The following is a 22,954-nucleotide window of genomic DNA, read 5'->3' as shown; positions in this document are numbered from 1 at the left end:
AGGACCGTCCCACAGCGGCCGTCAGCGCGGCTTTCCGGGTGCGGATGAGGGTCTTTGCCCGCGCGTCGGTGAACCGTTCTCTCCCAGTGCGCGATCACGCGCCGCTTGCCGGATGCCTCCGTTCCACGGTCCGGGTCCTAGGCACCACTGCACACATGTGTGTCGGGACGCCGAGGCGGCGGTATCTCGGGATACGTGTCTCTATACTGACGCCGTGACCCATGTCGTATGCCGGCGAACGCGCATGTGTCTCTTCCTCAAGACATCCGAAAGGTGAGACATGGAAAACCGCGAACTCTCCGACAGGGTCGCTCAGCTCCTTGAGAAGCCGGGTCCCCTGAGCATCGTCGAGGCCGGCGATCCCGTCCTTCGGCAGAAGACGGCTTCCTACGACGGGCAGCTCGGCGACGATGTGCTCCAGCGTCTGGTCGGCAGGATGCGCGAGACGATGGAGAAGACCCGTAACGCCGTCGGACTCGCCGCACCCCAGGTCGGGCTTCCGCTGCGGCTCGCGGTGCTGGCGACGCCCGAGGCGCTCACTGCCCGGCTGGTCGAGAGCGGACAGCAGCCCGTGCCGTTCACCGTGTTGATCAACCCTTCGTACGAGGCCGCGGGTGGACCGCGGACGATGAGCTTCGAAGGGTGTTTGAGTGTGCCCGGCTGGCAGGCCATGGTGGCTCGTCCCGACCGGATCAGGCTGACCCGCGAGGACGAGACGGGACGGCGCCTCGTGGAGGAGCACGCGGGGCTCGGGGCGCGGATCGTGCAGCATGAGACCGACCACCTCGACGGGGTGCTCTACCTCGACCGCGCCGAACTGCGTTCCCTGTCCACCATGGAGCAGGTGGTGAAGCGGTGGGGCCCCGCCGGAGTGGCGGCCACCGCTGAGCAGCTCGGCTTCCCGCTGCCGTAACGGGCCGCCCGCGTAGGGCAGTTGTCGGTTCCGGCCCCCGTGACCAGCGGGGACAACAGTTTCCCGTCGGCCGGTGACGGTGGCGGGTGCGTGCCGCTGTCGTCCGTGGCCGGCTCGCCCGTGTCGGAGCAGCAGCGCGTGGTAGCGGTCGCCTCGGGAGAGGGCCTCGTGCTCCTCCGTGCTGGTGTCGGAGGGCATCCCCACGTACTGGACCCGGCAGACCAGAGCATCTCCTCAGGGGAATCGGCCTGGATCCGTCTCAGCCGCTGGCGCAGACCTCCGCCCCCGTGATGACTTCCGGTAACTGTCCGGCGTCATGGCGGCGAGGGGTCCCGCCATGACGTCTCGGCAGCCGGTTCGCCTCCGCCCGCGCCGCATGCAGCGCGCCGGCGGTGCGTTCGATGCGGGGAACGGAGCGACACGTCCGGGGCACCGCCCGGTAGACCCGAGGCGTACCGTCGGTGTGCCTGGCCAGCCCCTGACACGCCAGGGGATTCCAGCACACGTGTGTTCTCGGTCCGGCTCACACCTGCGCGCTGGGTACGGCCTTCGTCGTACATGGCGAAGGCGCCGCCGGGGGATGAGTCAACGACAAGCCACCGAAAGACATAGTCACCGCCTTGACGGGTGACGCGAAGCCCTGCCATGATTACGTCACCACCTCAACCGGTGACACGAAATGTGTCCAGGCGGGAGGTGACCGAATACCTTTCGAATACCTTTCGATCCAGATGGGGAGCACCAGTCATGGCAGTCAGCTACACCGCCGTTGTCGACGTCGACGGAGAAGGCCGGAACGGCGGTCACGTCCGCTCCGCCGACGGTCTGCTGGAGACCAGCCTCGCCCTCCCCAAGGAGCTGGGCGGTGCCGGCACCGCGACCAACCCCGAGCAGCTCCTCGCCGCCGGCTGGGCCGCCTGCTTCCTCGGCGCCCTCCGCCGCGCCGCCACCACCCGCAAGATCCGGCTGACCAGCACCACCATCACCGCCGAGATCACCCTCACCCACGGCGACGACGGCGAGTTCTCCCTCTCCGCGGTCCTCAGCCCCGTGCTCGGCGGCGTGGACCAGGCCACCGCCGAGGAACTCGCGCACGCCGCCCACCAGATCTGCCCGTACTCCAAGGCCACGCGCGACAACATCCCGGTCACCATCAACGCCAGCGCCGCCGCCTGATCCACCAGACCGCGGGTCCCGTGCCCCTTCCCCCGGCACGGGGCCCGCTCCCTTGCCACACCCGCACCGTCTCCCCGGGAACGAGGGCATGACATGGCCGCCATGACGTTGACATTCCGACGGAGGGCCGGGCACCGACGTTTCGTCGACGACCAGGTCTCCACCGTCTGCGACGAGCAACCGTCCTGGCGCGCAGGAAGCTCCATGGAGCGGGCGTGGCCCGACGACACGCAGGTGTGGAACTGGGCGGAGAGCGCGGTGCTGTCGGGGTACGGCCCGACGGCTGCAAGCTTCGCGTGACGATCCGGCGGGAGTGACCCGCCGCGCCTGGCGGACCAGCGTCGTCTTCGGTTCCTTCACACGTATCCCGGGCCGGACTGCTTAAGGACATCAGGCCGCGGGGCCGGCCGGGACACACCGTCAGGTGACTGATGCGGGACATGCCGTTCCCGGACGACAGTGAGGACGAACGCGGCGAGTGCCGGCACGGATACGTGCTCGGCACATCCGCCACCCCGGGGGGAACCGCCGACGGCTCGGTCCGGGGCGGCGCGGCACACCCACGTACACACAGCACCGCCCACAAGCCCACCACCAGAACCGAACCGAAAGCGAGATATCTGCCATGGACATGAAGCTCGAAGTCGTCATCCTTCCCGTCTCCGACGTGGACCGCGCCAAGGGCTTCTACGTGGAGCAGCTGGGCTGGCGTCTGGACGCCGACTTCCCGATCAACGACGGCTATCGGATCGTGCAGGTCACGCCGCCCGGGTCCGAGTGCTCGGTCATCTTCGGGGAGGGCCTCACCGAGCAGCCGGCGGGCACGCTCCACGGCCTCCAGCTGACCGTCACGGACATCGTCAAGGCCCAGGAGGAGCTGACCGGCCGTGGTGTGGAGGTCTCCGGACCGTTCCGTGACGAGACCGGCGCCTTCCACCACGCCGGTGACGCCCACCGGGTCCCCGGCCTGCACCCGGAGCGGGCCAGCTACGGCACCTTCGCCGCCTTCAAGGACCTCGACGGCAACGAGTGGTTCCTCCAGGAGGTCACCGAGCGCGCGCCTGGCCGCTGAGACCCGGCCCCGGCGCGGCCGACGCCCCCGCCGCGCCGGGGCCGCCCACCTCCGGGCACCACGACACCCACCCAACCGGCACGCATCCACCGGAGGACACATGCCGACCGAGAACATCCGGACCTACGACGTCATCGTGATCGGCGCGGGCCCGGTCGGCGAGAACGTGGCGGATCGCACCGTCGCCGCCGGCCTGAGCACCGCGATCGTCGAGAGCGAACTGGCCGGTGGCGAGTGCTCGTACTGGGCCTGCGAGCCCAGCAAGGCACTGCTCCGCCCCGCCCTGCTCCGCGCGGACGCCACGCACGTTCCGGGGCTTGACCCCGCCGTGAAGAACCCGCTGGACGTCGAGGCCGTCCTGGCACACCGCGACCGCATGTCCGCCGACTGGAAGGACGACGGCCAGGTCGAGTGGATCAAGTCGGCCGGCATTGACCTGCTGCGCGGCCACGGGCGCCTGGAAGGGGTCCGTGAGGTGTCGGTGCGGACACCCGACGGCGACACCGTCCGACTCCGGGCCCGGCACGCCGTCGCGGTGTGCACCGGCAGCCGCGCCGCCCTGCCCGACCTGCCCGGGATCGACACGCTGCGGCCGTGGACCAGCCGGGAGGCGACCAGCGCCCAGCGGCCACCGGAACGCCTCGCGATCGTGGGCGCCGGTGTGGTGGGTGTCGAGATGGCCACCGCCTGGCAGGCCCTGGGCAGCCGGGTGACCCTGCTCGCCCGCGAGGACGGGCTGCTCCCGCGCATGGAACCCTTCGCGGGCGAACTGGTCACCGAGCGCCTGCGCGAGGCCGGTGCGGACGTACGGTTCGACGTCTCGGTCGTCGCCGCGCGGCGGCAGGGCGACGGCGAGGTGCGGATCACCCTGTCGGACGGCGACGAACTCACCGCCGACGAGATCCTCTTCGCCACCGGCCGCGCTCCGCGCTCCGAGGACATCGGGCTCGGCACGGTGGGCCTCACCCCCGGTGACTGGCTCCCCACCGACGACAGCCTGACCGTCACCGCCGTACCCGGGAACTGGCTGTACGCCGTGGGCGACGTCAACCGGCGTGCACTCTTCACCCATCAGGGCAAGTACCAGGCCCGTATCGCCGGAGCCGTGATCGCCGCTCGTGCCCGGGGCGAGGACATCGACACCGCCCGCTGGGCCCCGCACAGCAGCACGGCCGACCTTGAGGCCGTCCCCGGCGTCGTCTTCACCGACCCCGAGGTCGCCTCCGTCGGTCTGACCGCGGATCAGGCCGAGCGCGCCGGCCGCGCCGTCGACGTCGTCGACTACGAGATCGGCCACCTCGCGGGTGCCCTCCAGTACCGCCCCGACTACCGGGGCCGGGCCCGCGTCCTCATCGACCGTGACCGCCACGTCGTCGTCGGCGCCACGTTCGTCGGACCGGGCGTCGGTGAGCTGCTGTACTCGGCCACCGTCGCCATCACCGGGGAGGTACCGGTCGAGCGCCTGTGGCACGCCGTACCCGCCTTCCCCACCATCAGCGAAGTGTGGCTGCGTCTGCTGGAGACGTGGAGGGACTCATGACCACCGCACAAGACCTCGCGCTCGTCGTCCTGGGGCTGCTGCCCGACGAGCCCGTGGAGCAGGGGGACCTGTCCCTCGCGCTCGCGGGGGCCGAGGCGATCGACCTGCTGGAGAGCGGGGCGCTGACCCTGGACGACGAACGCATGGTTCCCGGCGCGCCGGTGGCGACGGGTGACCGTCTGCTGGACCAGGCGGTCGCCTCGCTCGCCCGGCAGGAGCCGCACGAGTCGGTCGAGGACTGGCTGTGGCGCCGCGGCCGGGAACTCGCCCCGGCCTATGTCGAGGACCTGGACCGGGCCGGTCTCTTCGTCCACCCCCGGCGCCATGGCTTCCACCTGTGGTCCGGGCGGACCGTGCCGGCGGACTCGCCGGAGCGCGCCCGCGCCGAGGAACGCCGGGAGTCCGGCGAGCCCGTCCTCGGGACGCTGCTGGCAGCCTTGGGGATCGGGGCCGACCCGTCGGAGGCGGACGAGAGCCCGACCGGGGACGCGGTCACGACGGTGCTGGCCGCCGTCGGCGACGCCGTGACGCGGCTGGAGGCGCTACGGCTGCGGAGGGACGTCGAGAACGCCGCGTTCGACAACATATGGCGGGGCTAGGACCTGCCACTCGGATGGCCGCCGACGCGATCCGGGTCCTCCGCGCGGGCGCGGCGGCGTGGGGACTCGGCAACCGACAGCACCGCGGCGGATGTGCGTGCCAGGTCCTGCGACGCCGGGATGATCCGAACGACAGGGCCTGGCCCGCGGCGGCGGCCGGGCATATGTCATCACGGCGGTAACCACGACACATATGAGCGAACGGAGCGCACTCGCCACGTTGACGCAGCGGCCCCGCTGCCGGTGCGGACCTCGCGCGGCGCCTGCGTTCGCCGACGGGCCGCCGGCTCGACGGACGCGGGGACGGCTCCGGGTGAACGTTTCGGCCCCGCCCGTCCGTGGACATAGGGAGATCAGAGAGAACTCCGGGGCGGATGTGTCCGGTGGTGCCGCCATGAGGAGAGATGCGTTGGTGAAGACCGGTGCCGAGCTGTCCGAGAGGGGCCGCGAGATGGGGTGCCGCGGCGTGCGCGGCCTGCTCGTCGCACCGCCTGAAGGTGGCTCACCCGTCCCGCGTGGCGAAGCCCGCCGCACCGGACACGTACCGATGACCGGCGGCGCGACTACCGCCGACGGGACGGGCGCACAGGTGTCAGCCGGCGGTGTCCGCCGCGGCCGAGGCCGGCTCCACCAGGGTGTACATGACGGAACGCTGCTGCTTGTGACGCCGGATGCGGCCCTTGGCGACCAGGGCTTCCAGGGTGTTGCGCACCACCTGCGGGGTGGGGTTGCGGTCCGGATACTTCCCGAGCAGCTCGTCCCGCAGTTCCTTCGCCAGGCGCGGCTCGTCGTGGCCGGCGAGCAGATCCGCCAGCAGGTCCCCGAGCAGAGGCCGGTGCGACTTCCCCTTCGCACCGGCCTTCGCCGTCCTGCCCTTCGAAGCGGTCCTGGCCGACGCCGAACGCCGCGAAGCGGCGCCGGACCCGGTCTTCGCCTTCGTGAGGACCGGCTCGTCCTGCATCTGCTCGGGCAGACGCGACGGGTCGGCGAAGCCCTCGTACCGCTCGGCGAGGTTCAGGATGTCCGCCAGGAGGGCCTCCTCCTGCTTCAACACCCTGATCCTCTCCTCCAGCTCCTGCTGTCGCCGGCGGTTCTCCTCCAGGTCCGATGCGGCTTGTTCCACGTACCGCGACCGGAGCGTGGCGGCTGATTGGCTGGTCACAACCGTTCACTCCCTCGATATGGATGACGTTGCGCATGGTACCCACGCCGAGGGTCCCGTGCAGATAAGTGTCGACGCCAGACGGTTCGCCGGGCATGTTCACTCTTCACGATAATCGCGATGTGCCCGATGCACGTGGCAAGTGCTGCCTTTTGCCACGGCTTACAGGACGCCACCGCCACCCGCACGGGGTTCCCCCTCGAACAGACTGCCCGGTAAGTGTGTCGTCGAACCGTCCGGGAACCGGTGGGGCGCCTGCCGCCCCACGGGTCCCCGAGGTCACATCGCCGCGCGTTCGCGGGCTGTCAGGGCGGCCTCCCCGGCCGAACCGTGGTGCACGGGTCCATGACCGGGCAGGACGGTGTCCGCGTCGAGCCTCTCGAACGCCGCGAGGGAGTCGAGAGCCCTGGCGCGGTCGGTGTGGAACATGTCGGGCAGCAGTTGCGGACCGTTGATCCGTGACGTGGGGTGCGCGGTCACCAGGGCGTCGCCGCTGATCAGGATGCCGCTGTGGGGCAGGTGATAGGCGCAGTGTCCCTTGGTGTGCCCGGGGGTGTGCACGGGAACGGGGGCGCCGGGCAGGTCCAGGGCTCCCGGCACGGGGAAGGCCTGCGGCTCGCGGACCGGAACGTGGGTGGTTCCGCCCGCGCGCAGGGCGTGCACGGCCCACGGAAGCACGCCGGGACGCCATGCCTGGGCGAGCACCTGTCCGACGGAAACCTGGTCGAGGAAGTCGCGGCGGGCGTGTGGCACCTCGTCCTGGTGCATGAGGACGGGCACGTCGCACGCGGCGCGCAGGTGTTCGGCCGCACCGATGTGGTCGTTGTGCGCGTGCGTGACCAGTACGGCGGCCACCGAACGCGGGTCCAGCCCGACCGCCCGGAGCGAGGCCAGCACGGCGTCGCGGTCGCCCGGGTAGCCGGTGTCGATCAGGGTGCAGCTCGCGCCGTCCTTGACGATCACCCAGTTGGTATTGCTGCCGGACACCGCGTAGACGTTGTCCCGGACCCGGACGATGTCGTCGTCACGCAGGATTCTCGGCATGGCCGTATGGCTCCTCGAAGGAAGACGTGGGGGACCGCTGGGCGGGGATCCGGCTCAGCCACCTGCCTGAGCCGGACGACGACGGGACGACGCCGTCGTTCCACCGCCCGCAGCGGTCCCGTCGGATCACTGACCGTTGCTCTGGAGGTCGGCCGGGGTGGCTCCGGGCGGGCCCAGGATGATGTCACCGAACTCCTCGGTGACGGCCTGGAACAGGCCCATGTCCCAGTCGGTCTCGGTGGTGGCCAGGTGTGCGGGAGTACCGGTGCGGCTGATGAGCTCCGCGAACCTGGCGGGGGAGGTGATGGCCAGGGTGCGTGCGCCGTCGTCGCCCGCCTTGATCGTGTGCGGTGTGTTCATCTTGATGGCGTAGAAGTCCCCGGAGCGCAGAGTGAAGGTCTCCGGTCCCGCCCAGACCGTCAGGGAGCCGGAGACGACCCAGATGCGCTCCTCGTAGCCGGTGTGCAGATGCAGCGGGGTCCCGGCGCCCGGGGGCAGCGTGACGTCGGAGACGTCGTGGCGGCCCTCGGTCTCGTCCGCGGAGGTGAGGACGGACAGGCGCAGGTGCTGGCCGAGGACGAACTGGCGGTCCTGGGAAACCGGCGGCGGAGAGGGGAAGTCGGTCACAGGTGTGACTCCTTGGACGGGATCGCGGAGGATCGGGAAGGGAAGGAAGCGCCGGGCGTGCGGCGGGAGGACTGCGAGAAGGCGTGTTTCTCACCACGCAATCCTGCGGAGCTACGGTAGCAGCGAATACATATGTATGGCAGGTATGTGTGGAATGTCCCCCGGCCGCCGTCTGCCCGCGGGCGGCGGAACGTGTCTCAGGAGTCGCACACGGCATCACACACGGCATCTCTCAGTGCCGTGACGGCCTCGTACAGCTCCGACGGCAGGGGAGTGTGCGGCAGGGCGGACAGCGTACCGGGGCGGCCCCACAACGGCCTGGCCCACGCGGAGTCGCGGACCGGGCCGGGGCCGACCGCCATCGTCCGGGCTTCCCGGACCAGACGGCGCCAGCACACCGGCGGCGCTTCACGGACCGCCTCCGGGCTCGGCGGTTCGTCCTCGTGCGCGCCTTCCGCGGCCATCGACAGACGGATGTTCGCGGCCGTCAGCACGGCGGTGGTACGGGCCGCGAACTCGGTGCGGGCCGTCGTCAGAGCCTCCATGACGCTGTCGCCCAGCTGGGGGGCGGCCAACTCGCGAAAACGCTGGCTGACGAAGTGGACCCCCGCGGCGCGGCCGTCGGCACCCACGGTGACCTCCACGACGCCGTCCTTGGAACACGCCGTCACCGACAGGGCCCTCATCTGCTCCCGAGCCCTGTTCAGCACACCCCATTGCTCGGCGAAGTCAGCAAGGATCTTCTCCAGACGGCTCCCCGGTGGCCTGTCCATCGTCCTCCTTTGCCGGTGAAACCGCCCGCAGGCGGCATGACCTCGAAGCGGCCGGGCGGGCCGCGTATGCCGCGGACACGTTCCGGGCGTCCCTCGCGTCCGGGCCCGGCGATCTCCGACGGCGGAGCCGGGCCGTGGGACACATGATGGACACGAGTCAGCGACGCACTTGGTTCACATACCGGGGGAACCGTGAACGTCCTTCACTGGTCCGCGGCCGGGTATGGAAACATCTCCGTCACAGGTGCGCCAGGTATGTTGTCGCGCCGGTCCCGGGCCCCACCTTGGAGGACTCTTGTTCAGCATCACCGTACGTGACCACATGATGGTCGCCCACAGCTTCCGTGGTGAGGTCTTCGGGCCCGCCCAGCGGCTGCACGGTGCGACGTTCGTCGTGGACGCGACGTTCCGGCGCCCCGACCTGGACGACGACAACATCGTCGTCGACATCGGTCTCGCCACCGTGGAACTCGGCAAGGTGGTCGGCGCGCTCAACTACCGCAACCTCGATGACGAGGAGCAGTTCCAGCAGATCAACACGTCGACGGAATATCTCGCCAAGGTGATCGCCGACCGTCTGGTGGAGCGGATCCAGGCGGGAGCCCTGGGAGAGGGCGCCCGGGGGATCCACGAGGTGGCCGTGACATTGCACGAGTCGCACATCGCGTGGGCGTCCTACGAGCGGCGCGTGTGATCGGCACATGAGGGCCCGCGCCGCCGAGGTGACCGGCGACGCGGGCTTCCGGGTGCTCAGCCGCGCACCATGACCGGACGCGCGTCGCACCCCTCGGCCCGCAGCTCCGCCCGGCCCGAGGCCAGGACGGCGTGATCGCGCGCGTCTCACCGGGCAGCGGCCACAGGTGGGCGTCGTCGTCGGGGAGCGGGGCAGCGCCCGGCCGCCGTCCTCGGCGTCCGGCATTGAGAGCCGGACCATCCGCGGAACCCGTGTCGCGGACGGTCGCGGTCGCCTCGCGGCGGTCTCCGTCGCGCGGCACCCGCGAGAGCGGGGCCTTCCCCCCACAGGGAGGCCGACAACCTGGTCCGCCGCACACGGTCGAGGGCGCGCACGGCCTCGGGGGCGGGCGCGACGCCGGAGGAGCGCCTCCCGTGGTCCGACGTCGCGGTGCCACACCGCCGGGCCGGACGCCGGCCCGTGCCGGACGAAGGAACAGGTGAACCTCGATGACATCCCTCGATGACGGCGGTACGCCGATGACGCTGAACAGGCCGGCCACCGACCCCGCTTTCGCCGCCCTGCTGCTCGCCAGCCATCTGCGGCTGGTGGGCGCGCCGCTGTGCCCGGCGCGGTGGGACACCGATCAGGAGGCCGCGCGATGGCTCTACGACCGGGCGCCGTTCGGCCTGCTCGCGCACGACACCTCCGCCGATCCGCTCTTCGTCTACGCCAACAGCACGGCGCAGGAGCGCTTCGGCTACTCATGGGACGAGTTCGTCGGCATGCCGTCCCGGCTGTCCGCGCGCCCGGACGGCCGGCAGGACCGGGATGCCTTCGTGCGCGCCGTGCGGGCCGACCACTACGCCACCGGCTACCGGGGGATCCGTGTCGGCAAGGACGGCCGCCCCTTCCGGATAGAGGACGTGACCATGTGGGATCTGATGGACGCCCGTGGCAGGATCCACGGCCAGGCCGCGGTGTTCCGCTCCTGGTCGCCGGCGGCCGGCTGACCCGGCCGCCGGCCTCCTCGTACGGCGCGCCCGCCACGGCGTGCTGCCGTGGCGGGCGCGTGTACCCGTGAGCCGGGCGGGGCTGGTCCTACTGGAAGTCGCAGCCCGGGTTGGGGGCGTCCTCGGACAGCGGGGCGCCGTGCGGCAGGACGTAGAGCACGTCGAGGACGACGTCGGTCGTACCGAGGTTGCGGCCGATGTGCACGTGGTCGGCGCCGGACGGCTCCGTGATGCTGCTGCCGGTGCGGTACACGCCGTCGGAGGCGCAGCCGGAGTCGAAGTGGCTCAGGGTGCCGTGCTGGACGAAGCCGTAGACGGTCCCGTCGTGGTAGTGCCAGCCCGTGCTCTGGCCCGGGGGAATGGTGATCTGCCGGACGATGTAGTCCTTCCCGCCGGACGTCGTCTGGGAGATGATCGTGCCCTTCACACCGGGACCGGCCGGTGTGGCGAACGCGGTGCCCGCGCCGAGGGAGAGGCCGACGGCAGCGGCCATGGTCACTCCCAGGCGCAGCAGGTTCTTGCGCATGTGGGTCAAACCTTTCAGGTGGATCCGCAGCGCGCCGGCAGGGGCCGGCGGGTCCGGGCCGGGCCGGCGCGCTGTCTTACGGGAAACACGCGTTCATGACCGGCGCCGTCGGCTCCGGTGGCCCGAGGGGTCCGCACCGTGCCGCGCGCATCGCGTGTCGAGCAGACAGTGTCACACCTGCGGCCGGAGCCGCCCGGGCCCCCACACTCTCCACCCGATTGTCCCACGACACGCACATGTGTTTACCTTGGACTGTCGCGCCTCCGGCGGGTCAAGGCGGCTCGACGCACGTGACATACAACTCACCGCTCCTACATGTTTGGATTCTGTTAAGACCGGGAATGACCGTCGGGAACGGAAACCGCCTGGTGAGAAGGGGTTTTCCGGCCCACCCTGGACGACGTACGCCCACATGTTCCGGCCGGACGGGGACACGGCACCGCGGCGACACAAATGCAGCAGTTTTCTGGCACTCGCCGCTGCCTACAGTGCGAATGCGGGGGTTACATCCGGCCCCCGGTCGCCGCACAACAGAGAACCAGGATGGTTCAGAACACTATGGCTACGCCCCTCACGGCTATGTCCCGGTCCGACCTGCTCGGCACGATCATGAGGGAACACCGGGACGGCCTTGTCTCGTACGCCGAGAAGATGCTGGGTGACCACGGACTGGCCGAGGACATCGTCCAGGAGGCCATCATCCGGGCCTGGCGGAACATCGACCGTCTGATCGGGATGGAGGGCTCGGTCCGCGGCTGGCTCTTCACCGTGACCCGGCATCTGGTCATCGACTGGGTGCGCAAGCCCCATGCCCGACGGGAAGTCCTCGGAGACACCTACAACGACCCGGTGTCGGGCACCGACGGCACCCAGGCGGTGCACGACGCCCTGGTGGTCAGGCCGCTGCTGCGGCGGCTGTCTCCCGAACACCGGGCCGTGCTGGTCCACATCTACCTGTGTGACCGCACCATCCAGGAAACCGCGGGCATCCTCGGGGTGCCGGCCGGCACGGTCAAGAGCCGCCAGCACAACGCGCTGCGCAAGCTGCGCGCGGTCGTACGACCCGAGGCGGCTTAGACATCGTTGTCTCTCCCGGCTCCGGGGCGTGGACAGCGTTGCCTCTCCGCCCCGGGGCCGATCCCGGTCCCCGCGTCCCCGACGACGACCCCTACTGCTTGTTGACGCACATCTCCAGTGCCGAGGTCAGTTGGCGCCGGAATGCCTCGCCTCTCGGGTAGTGACCCAGCGAGCGGGCGAGTTCGGGCAGCAGGTACCGCTCGGCGACGATCCACTCGGCGGCGTCCGAGCGTCCGGCGAAGTGCTGGGGGCGGACACCCGGCCGCGGCGGCGGCAGGATCACGGTGCTGCGGTGCGGTGCCAGCAGCGCCGTGGCGGCCTCGGCGCTGTACAGATAGTGCTCGACCATCCGGGCGACCGCGTCCGACCGGGCACTCGGCGAATCCAGGAGCGAGCTGAGTTCCGCGGCGTAGGTGCGCAGCAGTTCGTGACAGGTGTACCGCCCGGCGACCAGCTCGACGAGGAAGTGGTGGTCCATCAGCTCGGCCACGTCCTGCCGGGTCCTGCGCAGATCGGTGCCGGCCAGGCTGGCGGCGGCCGGAAGGGCGATGTCCCGCGAGGGGTGCAGGCCGAGCAGCCGGAACAGTCTCGCGGCGCTGCTGCTCAGAGCGTCGTAGGAGCGGTGGAAGGCGTCGCGGGTGTTCGTGCGGGCGTCCCGGCTGGACAGGGTGTCGAGGCAGTCGGCCGTGTCCCGCAGTCTGGCCGTGAGCGAGGCCAGCGGGAACTGCGGGTGCGTCAGGGCACGGGCGCCGGCGACGGCCAGTGCCAGCGGCAGCCCGCCGCACAACTCCACCAGCTCCTCCGCGGCGGCGCGCTCGGCACGGGTCCGGTTCGTGCCCAGTCGCCGGTCGAGCAGTTCGAGACCCTCCTGCCGGGTCATGGGGTCGAGGGTGATGATCCGGGCGTTGTCGGTGACGGCGAGGCCCTCCAGCCGCCGCCGGCTCGTGACGATCGCGAGGCATCCCGGCGTGGCGGGCAGGAGGGGCCGTACCTGTTCGCAGTCCGCCGCGTCGTCCAGGACGAGCAGCAGCCGGCGTCCGGCCAGGGCACTGCGGTAGGCGGAGCCGAGGGCGGCGGCACTCGGGTACGACTGGTTGTTCTCCACACCGAGCGCGTCGAGGACCTCGGCGATGGCCGCGCCTGATTCCAGGGGGCCCTGGGACGGGTGGTGACCCTGGAGGTCCACGTAGATCTGGCCGTCGGGGAAGTGGTCGGCCACCAGGTGGCCCCAGTGCACGGCCAGCGTCGTCTTGCCGACGCCCGCCATGCCGCAGATGGCCGCGGTCATCGTGGGCGGCCGGTTCTCCCCCTCCAGCGGAAGCAGCTCCAGGCACTGGCCCAGTACCTGCTCACGGCCGGCGAAGGACAAGCAGTCCGCGGGCAACTGGGCCGGCCTGCCGGCACCCACGGGCTGTGGTGCGAGAGGGTCCGTACCGCCGGTGATCCGGCGCTGGAGCAGGTGCTGCTGGGCGGCGCGCAGTTCGGGCCCGGGTTCGACGCCCAGTTCGTCGGCCAGCCCCCGGCGGATGCTCTCGAACTGCTCCAGGGCCGCCGCCTGCCGGCCGCTGGCGGCCAGTGCGGCGATGATCCGGCAGTGCAGGGCCTCGTCGAAGGGGTGGCACTCCACGGCGCGGCGCAGCATCGTCAGCGCTTCCTCGGTCAGCGCGGGCGCCGCCGTGAGGACGGCGTCGGCCGCCTCCTTCACCGTCGCGACGAACTCGTGCCCCACCGACGTGAACACCGGGTGCCGGGCCACATGGGTGCCGGCGGCGACGGCCGGACCGCGCCACAGCCGCAGCGCCTCCATGAAGTCCTGTGCGGCCTGCGCCGGCGCGCCGCCCCTGAGCGCGAGCTGTGCCTGCGCGCGCAGGTCACGGAAGTGCAGCAGGTCCGAGGTCGAGGTGTCGACCAGCAGGCGGTATCCGTCGGCGGCACGCACCAGGTGTGTCGCGTGCGTCCTGCTGCGCAGTTCGGGTTCGAGTGTTCTGCGCAGCGCGCCGATGTGCCGGTGCACCACATTGACGGCGCTGGCCGGTGGCTCGTCGTCCCACAGGATGTCCACGGCTTCGCCCACCGTGAGCGGGCCGGGGGCACGCAGCAGCAACAAGGCGAGCAGGGCCAGTCGTTTCGGGGGCCCCAGGTCGATCTCGGTGTCACCACGCAATGCCCGCACGGTGCCGAGGATTGAGTAGCGCACTGTCGCGTCCATCTCGCCGCTGGCCTCGTCATTCTCACGTCGTGCCGTTGGTCGCCCGTCCGATGGGGTCACCGCTCCGGTCCGGGACGGGGCCGTCCGCCGCGAGGGCACGCGCCGACATGCCTGAGAAACCTCGGACATGTCATGGAACCCCGGAGGAGCGGGCAGTGGAACGGGTGCACGGGACGGGCGTGTCCGGAACCCACCACTGTCGGTTGACGTGTTCGGTCGCACGAAGGGTGCTGCCCCGACCGTCCGCCCTGGCGCGGCACCGGGAAGCGGAGACACCTCTGTCATGGTATGCCCGTAAATGGACCCCTTAGTCCGTTTAGGGCCCGACTTTACTACAGGCCATGCCGTCCGGCCAGTCCGTCCGTTCCGGGGCGGGGAAACACGGGGCAAGCATGGCAGCCGGTGACCGTCGGTGTATCAGTCTGCCGACTTGCCGTTCCCGCGCCATCCGGGTCTTCGGTGCGTCACATGACGATGGCAGTGCGCGGGTCGACCTGTCGAACGCGGGCACCCGGTGTGCGCGAGCGAACCCTGTATGACCGGCATGTGCACCTCACCCGGCGTTGCCAATGGGGGACGTCATTCATCATGCCCCTCCGTGCGTCACCGGTCAAGGCGGTGACGCATTGGTGGGAGGAGTGCCGTGTGGTGGCCGCGGGGATGTGGATCCGTCCGTCATGGTGGATCATGTCGAGGTGACAGCCGGAGGTTCTCGGGCCGCACCGCCCACACGTGTGTGTGCCGGGACGCCGGCGGCGCGAGGGCGGCAGGTGAACCATGGGGAAGCCCGCACCGTTCGTTCTCATGACGGCCTTCCATCGCCTGGGCGGCCGCTACGGGCGCCTGCTCCGCCGGCCGACCGGTGAGAGGAGGAGCCCCCTTGTACGTACTGGTCCCCGACGACCCCGTGTTCTTCGCCAAGTTCGAGAGCCTCGAAGAGCCGCTTCTCCGCCGCCTCTACCTGCTCCACAGCGCGGGCCTGGAGTCCGACGACGAGCGGATCATCTCGGATGCCTACGACAGCTGGGTGCAGGTGCTGCTGAAACTGCCGCTGTGGTCCCAGTGGCACGCCGCGGACACGTCCGCCGAGCCTGCCCCGGGCGAGCCGGCCGGGTACACCCTGCACGGCGCGGGCGGCACCCAGCTGACGAGTCTCTACCCGATCGAGGTGGCCGCGGCCGACCTCGGACACCTGACGGCCTGCCTCGACCTGTTCGTCGCGGCCGGCAGGGCCCAGCGGGCCGTGCCGGGCCGGGCGGACGCCGAGGCGGGTGCCGACCGGCCCGAACGGGAGGACACCCTCGTCGACGCCTTCCGGCGCGTCATGGAGGTCCTGCTGCTTCCGCAGCCGCAGCGGCTCCTGGACACCCTGCGGCAGGTCGCGCGCCGGGGCCGGACCGGCTCCGTGACCCTGCCGGCCGAGGAGGAGACGGAGTACCGGCGCTACTGCGAGGACATCGTGACCATCCTCAGCTCCGGTGACACGTTCGCCTACCGCAGCCATCGCGCCCTGTACCTGTGAGGTGCCCGCATCCCTGAGGGCGGGCCGGCCCCTTCGTCTCTCCGGTGACCGGCCGGGTGCGGCCTACTTCCGGCCAAATTTCTCCACCCGAAACACTTCTTCGCCACAGGATCTTCTGACACGTGTCTCTGTGGTACGTTCCGTGATCAGTCGGTCCGGTGATCCGCGTGCGTACCGGAGGGCCGGCTCTCCCTCGTTCGATCGAACACGCCCACCGGCCGACAGCGTCCCCGGTCCGCCCTGAGCGACTGCCCGCTGCCGGTCCGCCGGGTCGCCGTCCTCGCCTCCCGGCACGGAAACGGTAAGAAAGGTCTACGGATGTCCGCCACGCAGGTGCCGGTCAGAGATGGCACCCGTCTCTTCGAGGAACTGTGTGCCGTACACGGCATCATGACCCGGGGCGCGCAGCTCGTCGTCGGGTCCTTCACGCAGTTGGCGGGCGGTGCGGCCGTCGACACGAAGACGCTGGTGGCGACCGTGCAGTGGTTCGTCGACTTCGTGCGCCGATTTCACCAGGGCAAGGACGAACTGTTCTGGCCGGTGGTGCGCGAGCGGTTCCCCGGGAGGGTCCGCCGGCTCGACCGGCTGGCCGAGGACGCCGACGCGCTGGGCGAGGCGCTCGACGAACTGGAGAGCGTGATCGGGCGGATCGCCGAGGAGCGCCGGGTCGGCGGCTCGGTGAGCTGGGGGCACGCGATGCGGGAGGGGACGCTCGCCTCGTACCGGATCCGGGACCTGCTGGCCGAACGCTTCGGCGTGGAGGAGCCGCTGCTCAGGGGGCTGATCCCGGTCGCCCCGGACGAGGGCGTCGCAGGGCTCCGCAAGGCACTGGCCGACTCCGTTTCGCGCGGCGGACCGCATCTGGTCCTCGGCCTCTTGGAGCACCCCGAGCCCCTTCCCGGCCGGGACCGGCTGTACGGCGGCCTGCCGCCCTCCGTGCGCTGGACCCGGGGGATGCTGATGAGCAGATTCCGCAGGACGCTCAAGGCCCTGGCGGCCGACTGAACCGAACCCGCGTCCGCCGGACCCGGGCCGGGCCCGGGTCAGCGCACGGGCATGGCGGGCGCGGTCTTCTTCCGCGCGCGGTAGGCGGCGGCCTTGATCTTGTTGCCGCAGGACTCCATGCCGCACCACTGGCGCCGCATGCCCCGGGAGCGGTCGATGTAGACCCGCGTGCACTCGGGGTTGCCGCACTCCTTCATCAGGGGGACGTCCGGGCCGCTGAGCAGTTCGACGGCCTGCCGCGCGACGGTCGCCAGGGCTTGCCCGGGGGTCGCCTCGTTGTGCCGCCCGGCCTTGGTGAGCTGCGGCGTCACCGGTGTCTTGCGCGCGGCGCCGTTGACCACGGCGAGTGCCTCGCGGTCGAACTCCTCACCGAGGCGGCGGTTCGTGACGAGGCGGTAGATGGCCTCGCGCACGGTCGTCGCCTCGCGGACGTCTTCCTCGTCGCCAGGTGTGATCGTGTCCACGAGTCCGGACTCCAGGTACCAGGCGTTCAGCCGGTCCGGCGTCACGAACATCTCGAACCGGGTCGAGCGCCGGGCACGGAGAGTGGCCGCGAAGTCGAGGGCCGGGTGCCCGCATACGAAGACATGGTCAAGGTTCACATCACCATCCTGACAGGTGACTGCCGTGGAACGCAAGAAGCGTCACCGTTCAGGGCGGTGCCGACTGGTCGGGCGTGATCACGGTACCGCACCGGACCCAGGTCACAGGGCACCCGGTGTGAAGAGGACGGCAGCACCGGGCGTGGGGCGCCCGGCATGCCGGACCGGGGCGACGACCGGCGTCCGGTCCGGCGCCGCCGCATCCGTCCGAGGCCCCCGCGCCCGGTGTGGTGCGCCCGGGTCAGGACCGGGAACGGGCCGCCGCCGTGTTCTCCCGCTCTCCGCTTCCGGACTCCAGCCGGATCTCGCGGCCCTGCCACCGGCGCCGCAGCCAGCGGTCGTGGCTGGCGAGGACGATCGCGCCGGGACCGGTGCCGAGCGCGGCCTCCAGCTCGTCGCACAGGGTGGGGGACAGGTGGTTGGTGGGCTCGTCGAGCAGCAGCAGGTGGGGCGGTCGGGCCACCAGGAGGGCCAGCGCGAGCCGCCGGCGCTGGCCCACGGACAGCCCGCCGACGGGCTTGTCCAGGTCCGCCTCGTGCAGGAGACCGAGCGAACCCAGCGGCACCTTCTCGGCGCGCGCCGGGCCCAGCGACAGCTCATACGTGTCGCGGACCGTCCGCTCGGGCCGGTCGAAGACGGTGTCCTGGGTGAGCAGCCCGACCGTGAGCCGGCGCCGCCTGCGCACCTCGCCCTCGGCCGGCAGACGTCCGGCGAGCACGGCGAGCAGCGTCGACTTGCCCGCCCCGTTGCCGCCGGTGACCAGCAGCCGGTCGGTCGCCTGCACCTCCAGGGCGTCCAGCGCGAGCCGGCCGGGCACCCGTACGTCCCGCAGGGCCACCAGCGGCTGCGGGCCCTCCTCCGCGCGGGCGGCCAGTTCCCCCGCCGCGAACCGAAGGGGCCGCGGCGGCTCGGCGACCTGAGTGCGCTCCAGTTCCTCCAGCCGCCGGGCGGCGTTGCGCACCCGGCGGGAGATCTGGTTCTGCACCCGGCCGGCCCGGTGGCCGTAGCCCATCTTCTCGTTGTCGGTGCGGCCCCGGTCCGGTGCGACCCGGTGCGCGGTCACACCCGCCGACTGCCGCAGCTCCTCCAGTTCCTCCTGCTCCTCGGCGTACCGCCGTTCCCAGCGCTCCCGTTCGGCGCGCTTCTCCGCCAGATAGGCGCTGTAGTTGCCGCCGTAGCGGACCGGGCCGTCCACCGCGGGGTCGAGGTCGATCAGGTCGGTGCAGACCGCGTCGAGGAACGCCCGGTCGTGACTGGCGATGACCACGGTTCCGGGCAGGCCGCGGACCTGCTCCTCCAGGAACGCGGCGGCCGTGTCGTCGAGGTGGTTGGTCGGCTCGTCCAGCAGCAGCGCCGACGGCCTGCGCACGAGCAGCGCGGCCAGGGCCAGCCGGCCGCGCTGCCCGCCGGACAGTGAGCCGAGTGTGCGCTCGTGCCCGAGCGTGCCGAGGCCCAGGCCGTCCAGCACCAGCGCGGCGCGGCGGTCGGCGTCCCAGGACTCACGGTCCTGGGCCTGTTCCAGCCGCCTGCCGTAGGTGTCGAGGAGTTCGGCGTGGCCGGGATCGTCCTCCGGGACGCGGGCCAGCTCCTCGCCGAGCCGTTCGAGTTCCGCGAGGTCCTCGCGGGCCTCGCGCAGCGCGTCGTCGAGCACCGCGGCGATGGTCGAGCCGGCGTCGAAGGGCATCTCCTGGTGCAGGAAGCCGAGGTCGCCGGGGCGGGTGACGCTCCCGGCGTCGGGTTCGTCCACGCCGGCCAGCACCCGCAGCAGGGTGGACTTGCCGACGCCGTTCTCCCCGATCAGGCCGATGCGGTGGCCGGGAGAGGCGGTCAGGGAGACACCGTCGAGGACGCGACGGCCGCCGAGAGCGCGGACGATGTCTCGGGCGAGCAGAGCGGGTTGAGGCACAGGGAACCGTCCCAGGTGGTCGGTGGTCGGCCCGCCGGGCACAAGGCCTCGGAGGCGGGCCCCTTCACACACCGGCGGCTCACACCGCGGGGGCCCCGGTCTCCTTGAGTGTCCCGTCGGCCAGCCGCAGCCAGCGGTTCACCCCGATCTCGGCGAGGAACCGCTCGTCGTGGCTGACCACCATGAAGGCGCCCTGGTAGGAGTTGAGCGCGCTCTCCAGCTGTCCGGCGCTGACCAGGTCGAGGTTGTTGGTCGGCTCGTCGAGCAGGAGCAGGTGGGGAGCCGGTTCGGCGCACAGCACGCAGGCCAGGGTGGCGCGCAGCCGTTCGCCGCCGGACAGGACGCCGACCGGCAGGTGGGCCCGGGCGCCGCGGAAGAGGAAGCGGGCGAGCAGGTTCATCCGCTCCGCCTCGGGCCGCTCGGGGGCGAACGCGGCGAAGTTCTCCGCCACGGTGCGGTCCAGGTCCAGCAGGTCCAGGCGCTGCGAAAGGTAGGCGATCCGGCCGTCGTTGCGCTTGATCTCCCCGCTGTCCGGGGCGAGGTCGCCGGTGATCAGCCGCATCAGCGTGGTCTTGCCCGCGCCGTTGGGACCGGTCAGCGCGATGCGCTCGGGGCCGCGGATGGTCAGGTCGACGCCGCCGTCGGCGAACACGGCCTTGCCCGCGTGGTGGACCTGCATGCCCTCGCCGAGGAAGAGGTTGCGTCCGGCGGGCACCTGGGTGTCGGGCAGTTCCAGGGTGAGGCGCTGCTCGTCGCGCAGCGCGCGTCCGGCCTCGTCGAGACGGGCCTTGGCCTCGCTGACCCGGGAGGCGTGCATCGTGCCGGCCTTGCCCGCGGCCTCCTGCGCGCCGCGCTTCATGTTGCCGGCGAAGATCTTCGGCAGACCGGCGTTCTTGAGGTTCTTGGCGGCGTTGCTCGCGCGGCGCTCGGCGCGCTCGCGGGCCTGCTGCATCTCCCGCTTCTCCCGCTTCAGCTCCGCCTCGGCGTTGCGGACGTTCTTCTCGGCGACCTCCTGCTCGGCGCGCACGGCCTCCTCGTACTCCGTGAAGTTGCCGCCGTAGAAGCGCAGTTCGTCGCTGCCGAGTTCGGCGATGCGCTCCATACGGTCGAGCAGCGCGCGGTCGTGGCTGACGAGCAGCAGACAGCCGTTGAAGTCCCCGAGCACGTCGTAGAGCTTGCGCCGGGCCTCCAGGTCGAGGTTGTTGGTCGGCTCGTCGAGCAGCAGCACGTCGGGGCGCTTGAGGAGCTGGGCGGCGAGGCCGAGGGAGACGACCTGGCCGCCGCTGAGCGTGCTCAGGCTGCGGTCCAGGGTGAGGTCGGCGAGGCCCAGGCGGTCGAGCTGGGCGCGGGTGCGCTCCTCGATGTCCCAGTCGTCGCCGATGGTGGTGAAGTGCTCCTCGCTCACGTCCCCGGATTCGACGGCGTCGATGGCGCGGATCACCGCGGCGACGCCGAGCACCTCGGCGACGGTGAGGTTGCCGGTCAGGGGGAGGCTCTGGGGGAGGTAGCCCAGCGTGCCGGCCACCGACACCGAGCCGGTGGCGGGCTTGAGTTCCCCGGCGATCAGCTTGAGCAGGGTGCTCTTGCCGGAGCCGTTGGGGGCGACCAGACCCGTGCGGCCGGAGTTCACGGTGAAGGACAGGTCGTGGAAGACCGGGGTGTCGTCGGGCCAGGCGAAGGACAGGTTCGAGCAGACGACGGCGGCGTCGGACATGGAGGCGACCTCGGAGGTACTGAGGGCAGAGCATGGACTTCTGCCCTGGGCAGACATGGGAAAATGGGTACGACAGAACGGACCACGTCGGCGGCGCTCCTGAGCACCGGCCGGTGGCCGTCAGATCCGGATCTCACCCGGAGATGTCGTCTTCACCCACCACGTCTGCGACTCCTCGATACACGGTCTACGTCTCCCTCAGTGTAGCGCAGGTGCAGCGTCGGGCGTTCCCGGGGGTGGCGGTTCATACATATGTGCCCCTGGTTGACAGTCCGTGGACGGCCGTGTCACCATCGTCACCAGTTAAATAGGTGACGGTGTCACAGGTAGTCGACAGTGTTCACACGTGTGGGCTCGCCCGAACCGGTGCCTGCCCGTCCGGCCGCACCTCACCGGGATCGTCGCCACCCCTAAGGAGCACACTGACCATGGCAGGAAAGCCGAAGCGGAGGGCCGAGGGCGCACCGGTGGGACGGCGGGCGATGCTGGGCATGCTCGGAGCGGGCGCCGCCGGGCTCGCCGCCGCGCCCTATCTCCAGCGCGGCTGGGAGGGGTTCCTCGGTGCCGCCTCCCAGGTCGACGCCACGGGCCTGACCGGTCTGCTGCCCAATCCGGGCGGGTTCCGGTACTACAGCGTCGTCGGCTCGGTGCCGCACAAGGACGCGACGAACTACGAACTCAAGGTCGACGGTCTGGTGGAGAAGCCCAGGACCTACACGCTCGACGAACTGCGCGCGATGCCGCAGACCCGGGTCGTCCACGACGTGCTGTGCACGGACGGATGGCGTGTGGACAAGACACCCTTCGAAGGGGTGAAGCTGGCGGACATCCTGGACGCCGCGGGGGTGCGCTCCCCGGGCGCGGCGATCCGCTTCACCTGCTTCGACGGCGCCTACACCGAGAGCCTCACCCTGGAACAGGCCCGCCGCTCGGACGTCCTGGTGGCCCTGAACATGCAGGACAAGCCCATCACCCACGAGCACGGCGGACCGGTCCGTCTCTACGTGGCCCCCATGTACTTCTACAAGTCGGCCAAGTGGCTGTCCGGCATCTCGGTCACCGACAAGGTCGTTCCCGGCTACTGGGAGGAACGCGGTTATGCAGTCGACGGCTGGCTCGACGACGCCGACCGGCACAGCGACGCGGCCTGACCCGTCCGGCCGTCTGCGCCGGTTCAGCACCGCGGAGCGCATGGTCCACCGGGCCACCGGCTACCTGATGCTGGTGTGCCTGGTCACCGCCGCCTGCCTGTACCTCGGGCCCCTGGCCCAGCTCGTCGGGCGGCGCCACCTGATGGTCACGCTGCACGAGTGGTCGGGCATCTCGCTGCCGCTGCCCTTCCTGCTCGGACTCCTCTCCGCCGACTTCCGCGCGGACCTGCGCAGGCTGAACCGCTTCGCGGTGTACGACCGGCAGTGGCTGCGGGCCGTGCGCAAGCGCCGTACGGCGCCCGAGGCGCGACCGGCCGGCAAGTTCAACGCGGGCCAGAAGATCTACGCGGGCTGGATCGCCGGCGCCGTGCTGGTGATGATGTTCACCGGTCTGCTGATGTGGTTCATGGGGCTGCTGCCCTCGATCTCCCGCACCAGCGCGATCTTCGTCCACGACCTCCTGGCCTGGGCCATCACCTTCGTACTCCTCGGGCACATGCGCCGGGCGTTCGAGGATCCGGAGGCGAGACTCGGCATGCGCACCGGGTACGTCAGCCGGTCCTGGGCGCAGCGGTACCACTCCCGGTGGCTGAAGGAGGAGGGGATGGGTACCGTGACCGGTGAAACCGAGGAAGCGGACAAGGTGTGAC

Annotated in this window: 22 protein-coding genes; 13 read left to right on the top strand and 9 right to left on the bottom strand. The window is 71.0% G+C overall.

Annotated elements, in window-relative coordinates; all coding sequences use genetic code 11:
- Window positions 1-280: 280 nt before the first annotated feature.
- The 6 genes from IE294_RS21560 (at window position 281) to IE294_RS21535 (ending at window position 5,300) form a co-directional block, all read left to right on the top strand.
- Window positions 281-913 (top strand): peptide deformylase, encoded by a 633-nt coding sequence (locus IE294_RS21560; protein ID WP_189888555.1) that lies wholly within the window; start codon window positions 281-283, stop codon window positions 911-913.
- 747 nt (window positions 914-1,660) lie between these two features.
- The gene (locus IE294_RS21555) at window positions 1,661-2,089 is read left to right on the top strand and encodes an organic hydroperoxide resistance protein (protein WP_189888553.1); all 429 of its coding nucleotides are present in this window, start codon (window positions 1,661-1,663) and stop codon (window positions 2,087-2,089) included.
- A gap of 102 nt (window positions 2,090-2,191) precedes the next feature.
- Entirely contained in the window at window positions 2,192-2,389 is a 198-nt protein-coding gene (locus IE294_RS21550) for a hypothetical protein (RefSeq protein ID WP_229917270.1), read from the top strand.
- A gap of 325 nt (window positions 2,390-2,714) precedes the next feature.
- Window positions 2,715-3,161 (top strand): VOC family protein, encoded by a 447-nt coding sequence (locus IE294_RS21545; protein WP_014668998.1) that lies wholly within the window; start codon window positions 2,715-2,717, stop codon window positions 3,159-3,161.
- A 100-nt stretch (window positions 3,162-3,261) separates the two neighbouring features.
- Window positions 3,262-4,701, top strand: a complete 1,440-nt coding sequence (locus tag IE294_RS21540; protein ID WP_189888549.1) for a dihydrolipoyl dehydrogenase family protein — start codon at window positions 3,262-3,264, stop codon at window positions 4,699-4,701.
- Complete coding sequence (locus IE294_RS21535; RefSeq protein WP_189888547.1) at window positions 4,698-5,300, top strand: GPP34 family phosphoprotein; 603 nt, start codon at window positions 4,698-4,700, stop codon at window positions 5,298-5,300. Before IE294_RS21540 ends, IE294_RS21535 begins: the two co-directional genes overlap by 4 nt.
- Before the next feature lie 592 nt (window positions 5,301-5,892).
- Here the strand turns inward: IE294_RS21535 and IE294_RS21530 are convergent.
- From IE294_RS21530 to IE294_RS21515, 4 genes are all read right to left on the bottom strand, one after another.
- Entirely contained in the window at window positions 5,893-6,462 is a 570-nt protein-coding gene (locus tag IE294_RS21530) for a hypothetical protein (protein WP_189888544.1), read from the bottom strand.
- 279 nt (window positions 6,463-6,741) lie between these two features.
- Window positions 6,742-7,506 carry an MBL fold metallo-hydrolase gene (locus IE294_RS21525; protein ID WP_189888542.1) on the bottom strand — a complete coding sequence of 255 codons (765 nt, stop codon included), beginning with the start codon at window positions 7,504-7,506 and terminating at the stop codon, window positions 6,742-6,744.
- 126 nt (window positions 7,507-7,632) lie between these two features.
- Window positions 7,633-8,133, bottom strand: coding sequence for a cupin domain-containing protein (locus IE294_RS21520; RefSeq protein ID WP_189817408.1), 501 nt, complete (start codon window positions 8,131-8,133; stop codon window positions 7,633-7,635).
- A gap of 197 nt (window positions 8,134-8,330) precedes the next feature.
- The gene (locus tag IE294_RS21515; protein WP_189888540.1) at window positions 8,331-8,906 is read right to left on the bottom strand and encodes a YbaB/EbfC family nucleoid-associated protein; all 576 of its coding nucleotides are present in this window, start codon (window positions 8,904-8,906) and stop codon (window positions 8,331-8,333) included.
- A gap of 295 nt (window positions 8,907-9,201) precedes the next feature.
- Here IE294_RS21515 and IE294_RS21510 point away from each other — a divergent pair, with 295 nt between their 5' ends.
- Both IE294_RS21510 and IE294_RS21505 read left to right on the top strand, forming a co-directional pair.
- Window positions 9,202-9,600, top strand: a complete 399-nt coding sequence (locus IE294_RS21510; protein WP_189888538.1) for a 6-pyruvoyl trahydropterin synthase family protein — start codon at window positions 9,202-9,204, stop codon at window positions 9,598-9,600.
- A gap of 488 nt (window positions 9,601-10,088) precedes the next feature.
- Entirely contained in the window at window positions 10,089-10,592 is a 504-nt protein-coding gene (locus tag IE294_RS21505; RefSeq protein ID WP_189888536.1) for an MEKHLA domain-containing protein, read from the top strand.
- 88 nt (window positions 10,593-10,680) lie between these two features.
- Here IE294_RS21505 and IE294_RS21500 read toward each other — a convergent pair whose 3' ends face one another.
- Window positions 10,681-11,118 carry a cupin domain-containing protein gene (locus tag IE294_RS21500; protein ID WP_189888534.1) on the bottom strand — a complete coding sequence of 146 codons (438 nt, stop codon included), beginning with the start codon at window positions 11,116-11,118 and terminating at the stop codon, window positions 10,681-10,683.
- 579 nt (window positions 11,119-11,697) lie between these two features.
- Here IE294_RS21500 and IE294_RS21495 point away from each other — a divergent pair.
- Window positions 11,698-12,195: a sigma-70 family RNA polymerase sigma factor gene (locus tag IE294_RS21495; RefSeq protein ID WP_189888532.1), complete on the top strand. Its 498-nt coding sequence runs from the start codon at window positions 11,698-11,700 to the stop codon at window positions 12,193-12,195.
- A gap of 91 nt (window positions 12,196-12,286) precedes the next feature.
- On the opposite strand, the gene IE294_RS21490 is transcribed toward IE294_RS21495, so the two are convergent.
- The gene (locus tag IE294_RS21490) at window positions 12,287-14,404 is read right to left on the bottom strand and encodes an AfsR/SARP family transcriptional regulator (protein ID WP_189888530.1); all 2,118 of its coding nucleotides are present in this window, start codon (window positions 14,402-14,404) and stop codon (window positions 12,287-12,289) included.
- A gap of 880 nt (window positions 14,405-15,284) precedes the next feature.
- Here IE294_RS21490 and IE294_RS21485 point away from each other — a divergent pair.
- Window positions 15,285-15,926: a hypothetical protein gene (locus IE294_RS21485; RefSeq protein ID WP_189888528.1), complete on the top strand. Its 642-nt coding sequence runs from the start codon at window positions 15,285-15,287 to the stop codon at window positions 15,924-15,926.
- A gap of 318 nt (window positions 15,927-16,244) precedes the next feature.
- Window positions 16,245-16,931 (top strand): hemerythrin domain-containing protein, encoded by a 687-nt coding sequence (locus IE294_RS21480; protein ID WP_189888525.1) that lies wholly within the window; start codon window positions 16,245-16,247, stop codon window positions 16,929-16,931.
- A 38-nt stretch (window positions 16,932-16,969) separates the two neighbouring features.
- Here IE294_RS21480 and IE294_RS21475 read toward each other — a convergent pair whose 3' ends face one another.
- The 3 genes from IE294_RS21475 to abc-f all read right to left on the bottom strand — a co-directional run bounded on the left by IE294_RS21475 (window position 16,970) and on the right by abc-f (window position 21,153).
- Window positions 16,970-17,533: a CGNR zinc finger domain-containing protein gene (locus tag IE294_RS21475; protein WP_189888523.1), complete on the bottom strand. Its 564-nt coding sequence runs from the start codon at window positions 17,531-17,533 to the stop codon at window positions 16,970-16,972.
- A 241-nt stretch (window positions 17,534-17,774) separates the two neighbouring features.
- A complete protein-coding gene (locus IE294_RS21470) occupies window positions 17,775-19,439 on the bottom strand; it encodes an ABC-F family ATP-binding cassette domain-containing protein (RefSeq protein WP_189888521.1) in 1,665 nt (554 codons plus the stop codon).
- Between the two features lie 79 nt (window positions 19,440-19,518).
- The gene (gene abc-f, locus IE294_RS21465) at window positions 19,519-21,153 is read right to left on the bottom strand and encodes a ribosomal protection-like ABC-F family protein (RefSeq protein WP_189888519.1); all 1,635 of its coding nucleotides are present in this window, start codon (window positions 21,151-21,153) and stop codon (window positions 19,519-19,521) included.
- A gap of 428 nt (window positions 21,154-21,581) precedes the next feature.
- On the opposite strand from abc-f, the gene IE294_RS21460 reads away from it, so the two are divergent.
- Both IE294_RS21460 and IE294_RS21455 read left to right on the top strand, forming a co-directional pair.
- Window positions 21,582-22,304 carry a molybdopterin-dependent oxidoreductase gene (locus tag IE294_RS21460; protein ID WP_189888517.1) on the top strand — a complete coding sequence of 241 codons (723 nt, stop codon included), beginning with the start codon at window positions 21,582-21,584 and terminating at the stop codon, window positions 22,302-22,304.
- Window positions 22,252-22,953, top strand: a complete 702-nt coding sequence (locus tag IE294_RS21455; protein ID WP_189888515.1) for a cytochrome b/b6 domain-containing protein — start codon at window positions 22,252-22,254, stop codon at window positions 22,951-22,953. Before IE294_RS21460 ends, IE294_RS21455 begins: the two co-directional genes overlap by 53 nt.
- The last annotated feature ends 1 nt before the right edge of the window (window position 22,954 follow it).

The sequence above is a fragment of the Streptomyces canarius genome (assembly GCF_014650735.1).
Lineage (GTDB): Bacteria > Actinomycetota > Actinomycetes > Streptomycetales > Streptomycetaceae > Streptomyces > Streptomyces olivaceoviridis.
This window is presented reverse-complemented; position numbering and strand designations above follow the sequence as displayed.

Coding starts and splice junctions, on each gene's coding strand:
- IE294_RS21560 (WP_189888555.1), top strand. CDS start 281: ATGGAAAACCGCGAACTCTCCGACAGGGTCGCTCAGCTCCTTGAGAAG.
- IE294_RS21555 (WP_189888553.1), top strand. CDS start 1,661: ATGGCAGTCAGCTACACCGCCGTTGTCGACGTCGACGGAGAAGGCCGG.
- IE294_RS21550 (WP_229917270.1), top strand. CDS start 2,192: ATGACGTTGACATTCCGACGGAGGGCCGGGCACCGACGTTTCGTCGAC.
- IE294_RS21545 (WP_014668998.1), top strand. CDS start 2,715: ATGGACATGAAGCTCGAAGTCGTCATCCTTCCCGTCTCCGACGTGGAC.
- IE294_RS21540 (WP_189888549.1), top strand. CDS start 3,262: ATGCCGACCGAGAACATCCGGACCTACGACGTCATCGTGATCGGCGCG.
- IE294_RS21535 (WP_189888547.1), top strand. CDS start 4,698: ATGACCACCGCACAAGACCTCGCGCTCGTCGTCCTGGGGCTGCTGCCC.
- IE294_RS21525 (WP_189888542.1), bottom strand. CDS start 7,506: ATGCCGAGAATCCTGCGTGACGACGACATCGTCCGGGTCCGGGACAAC.
- IE294_RS21515 (WP_189888540.1), bottom strand. CDS start 8,906: ATGGACAGGCCACCGGGGAGCCGTCTGGAGAAGATCCTTGCTGACTTC.
- IE294_RS21505 (WP_189888536.1), top strand. CDS start 10,089: ATGACATCCCTCGATGACGGCGGTACGCCGATGACGCTGAACAGGCCG.
- IE294_RS21500 (WP_189888534.1), bottom strand. CDS start 11,118: ATGCGCAAGAACCTGCTGCGCCTGGGAGTGACCATGGCCGCTGCCGTC.
- IE294_RS21495 (WP_189888532.1), top strand. CDS start 11,698: ATGTCCCGGTCCGACCTGCTCGGCACGATCATGAGGGAACACCGGGAC.
- IE294_RS21490 (WP_189888530.1), bottom strand. CDS start 14,404: ATGGACGCGACAGTGCGCTACTCAATCCTCGGCACCGTGCGGGCATTG.
- IE294_RS21480 (WP_189888525.1), top strand. CDS start 16,245: ATGTCCGCCACGCAGGTGCCGGTCAGAGATGGCACCCGTCTCTTCGAG.
- abc-f (WP_189888519.1), bottom strand. CDS start 21,153: ATGTCCGACGCCGCCGTCGTCTGCTCGAACCTGTCCTTCGCCTGGCCC.
- IE294_RS21460 (WP_189888517.1), top strand. CDS start 21,582: ATGGCAGGAAAGCCGAAGCGGAGGGCCGAGGGCGCACCGGTGGGACGG.
- IE294_RS21455 (WP_189888515.1), top strand. CDS start 22,252: ATGCAGTCGACGGCTGGCTCGACGACGCCGACCGGCACAGCGACGCGG.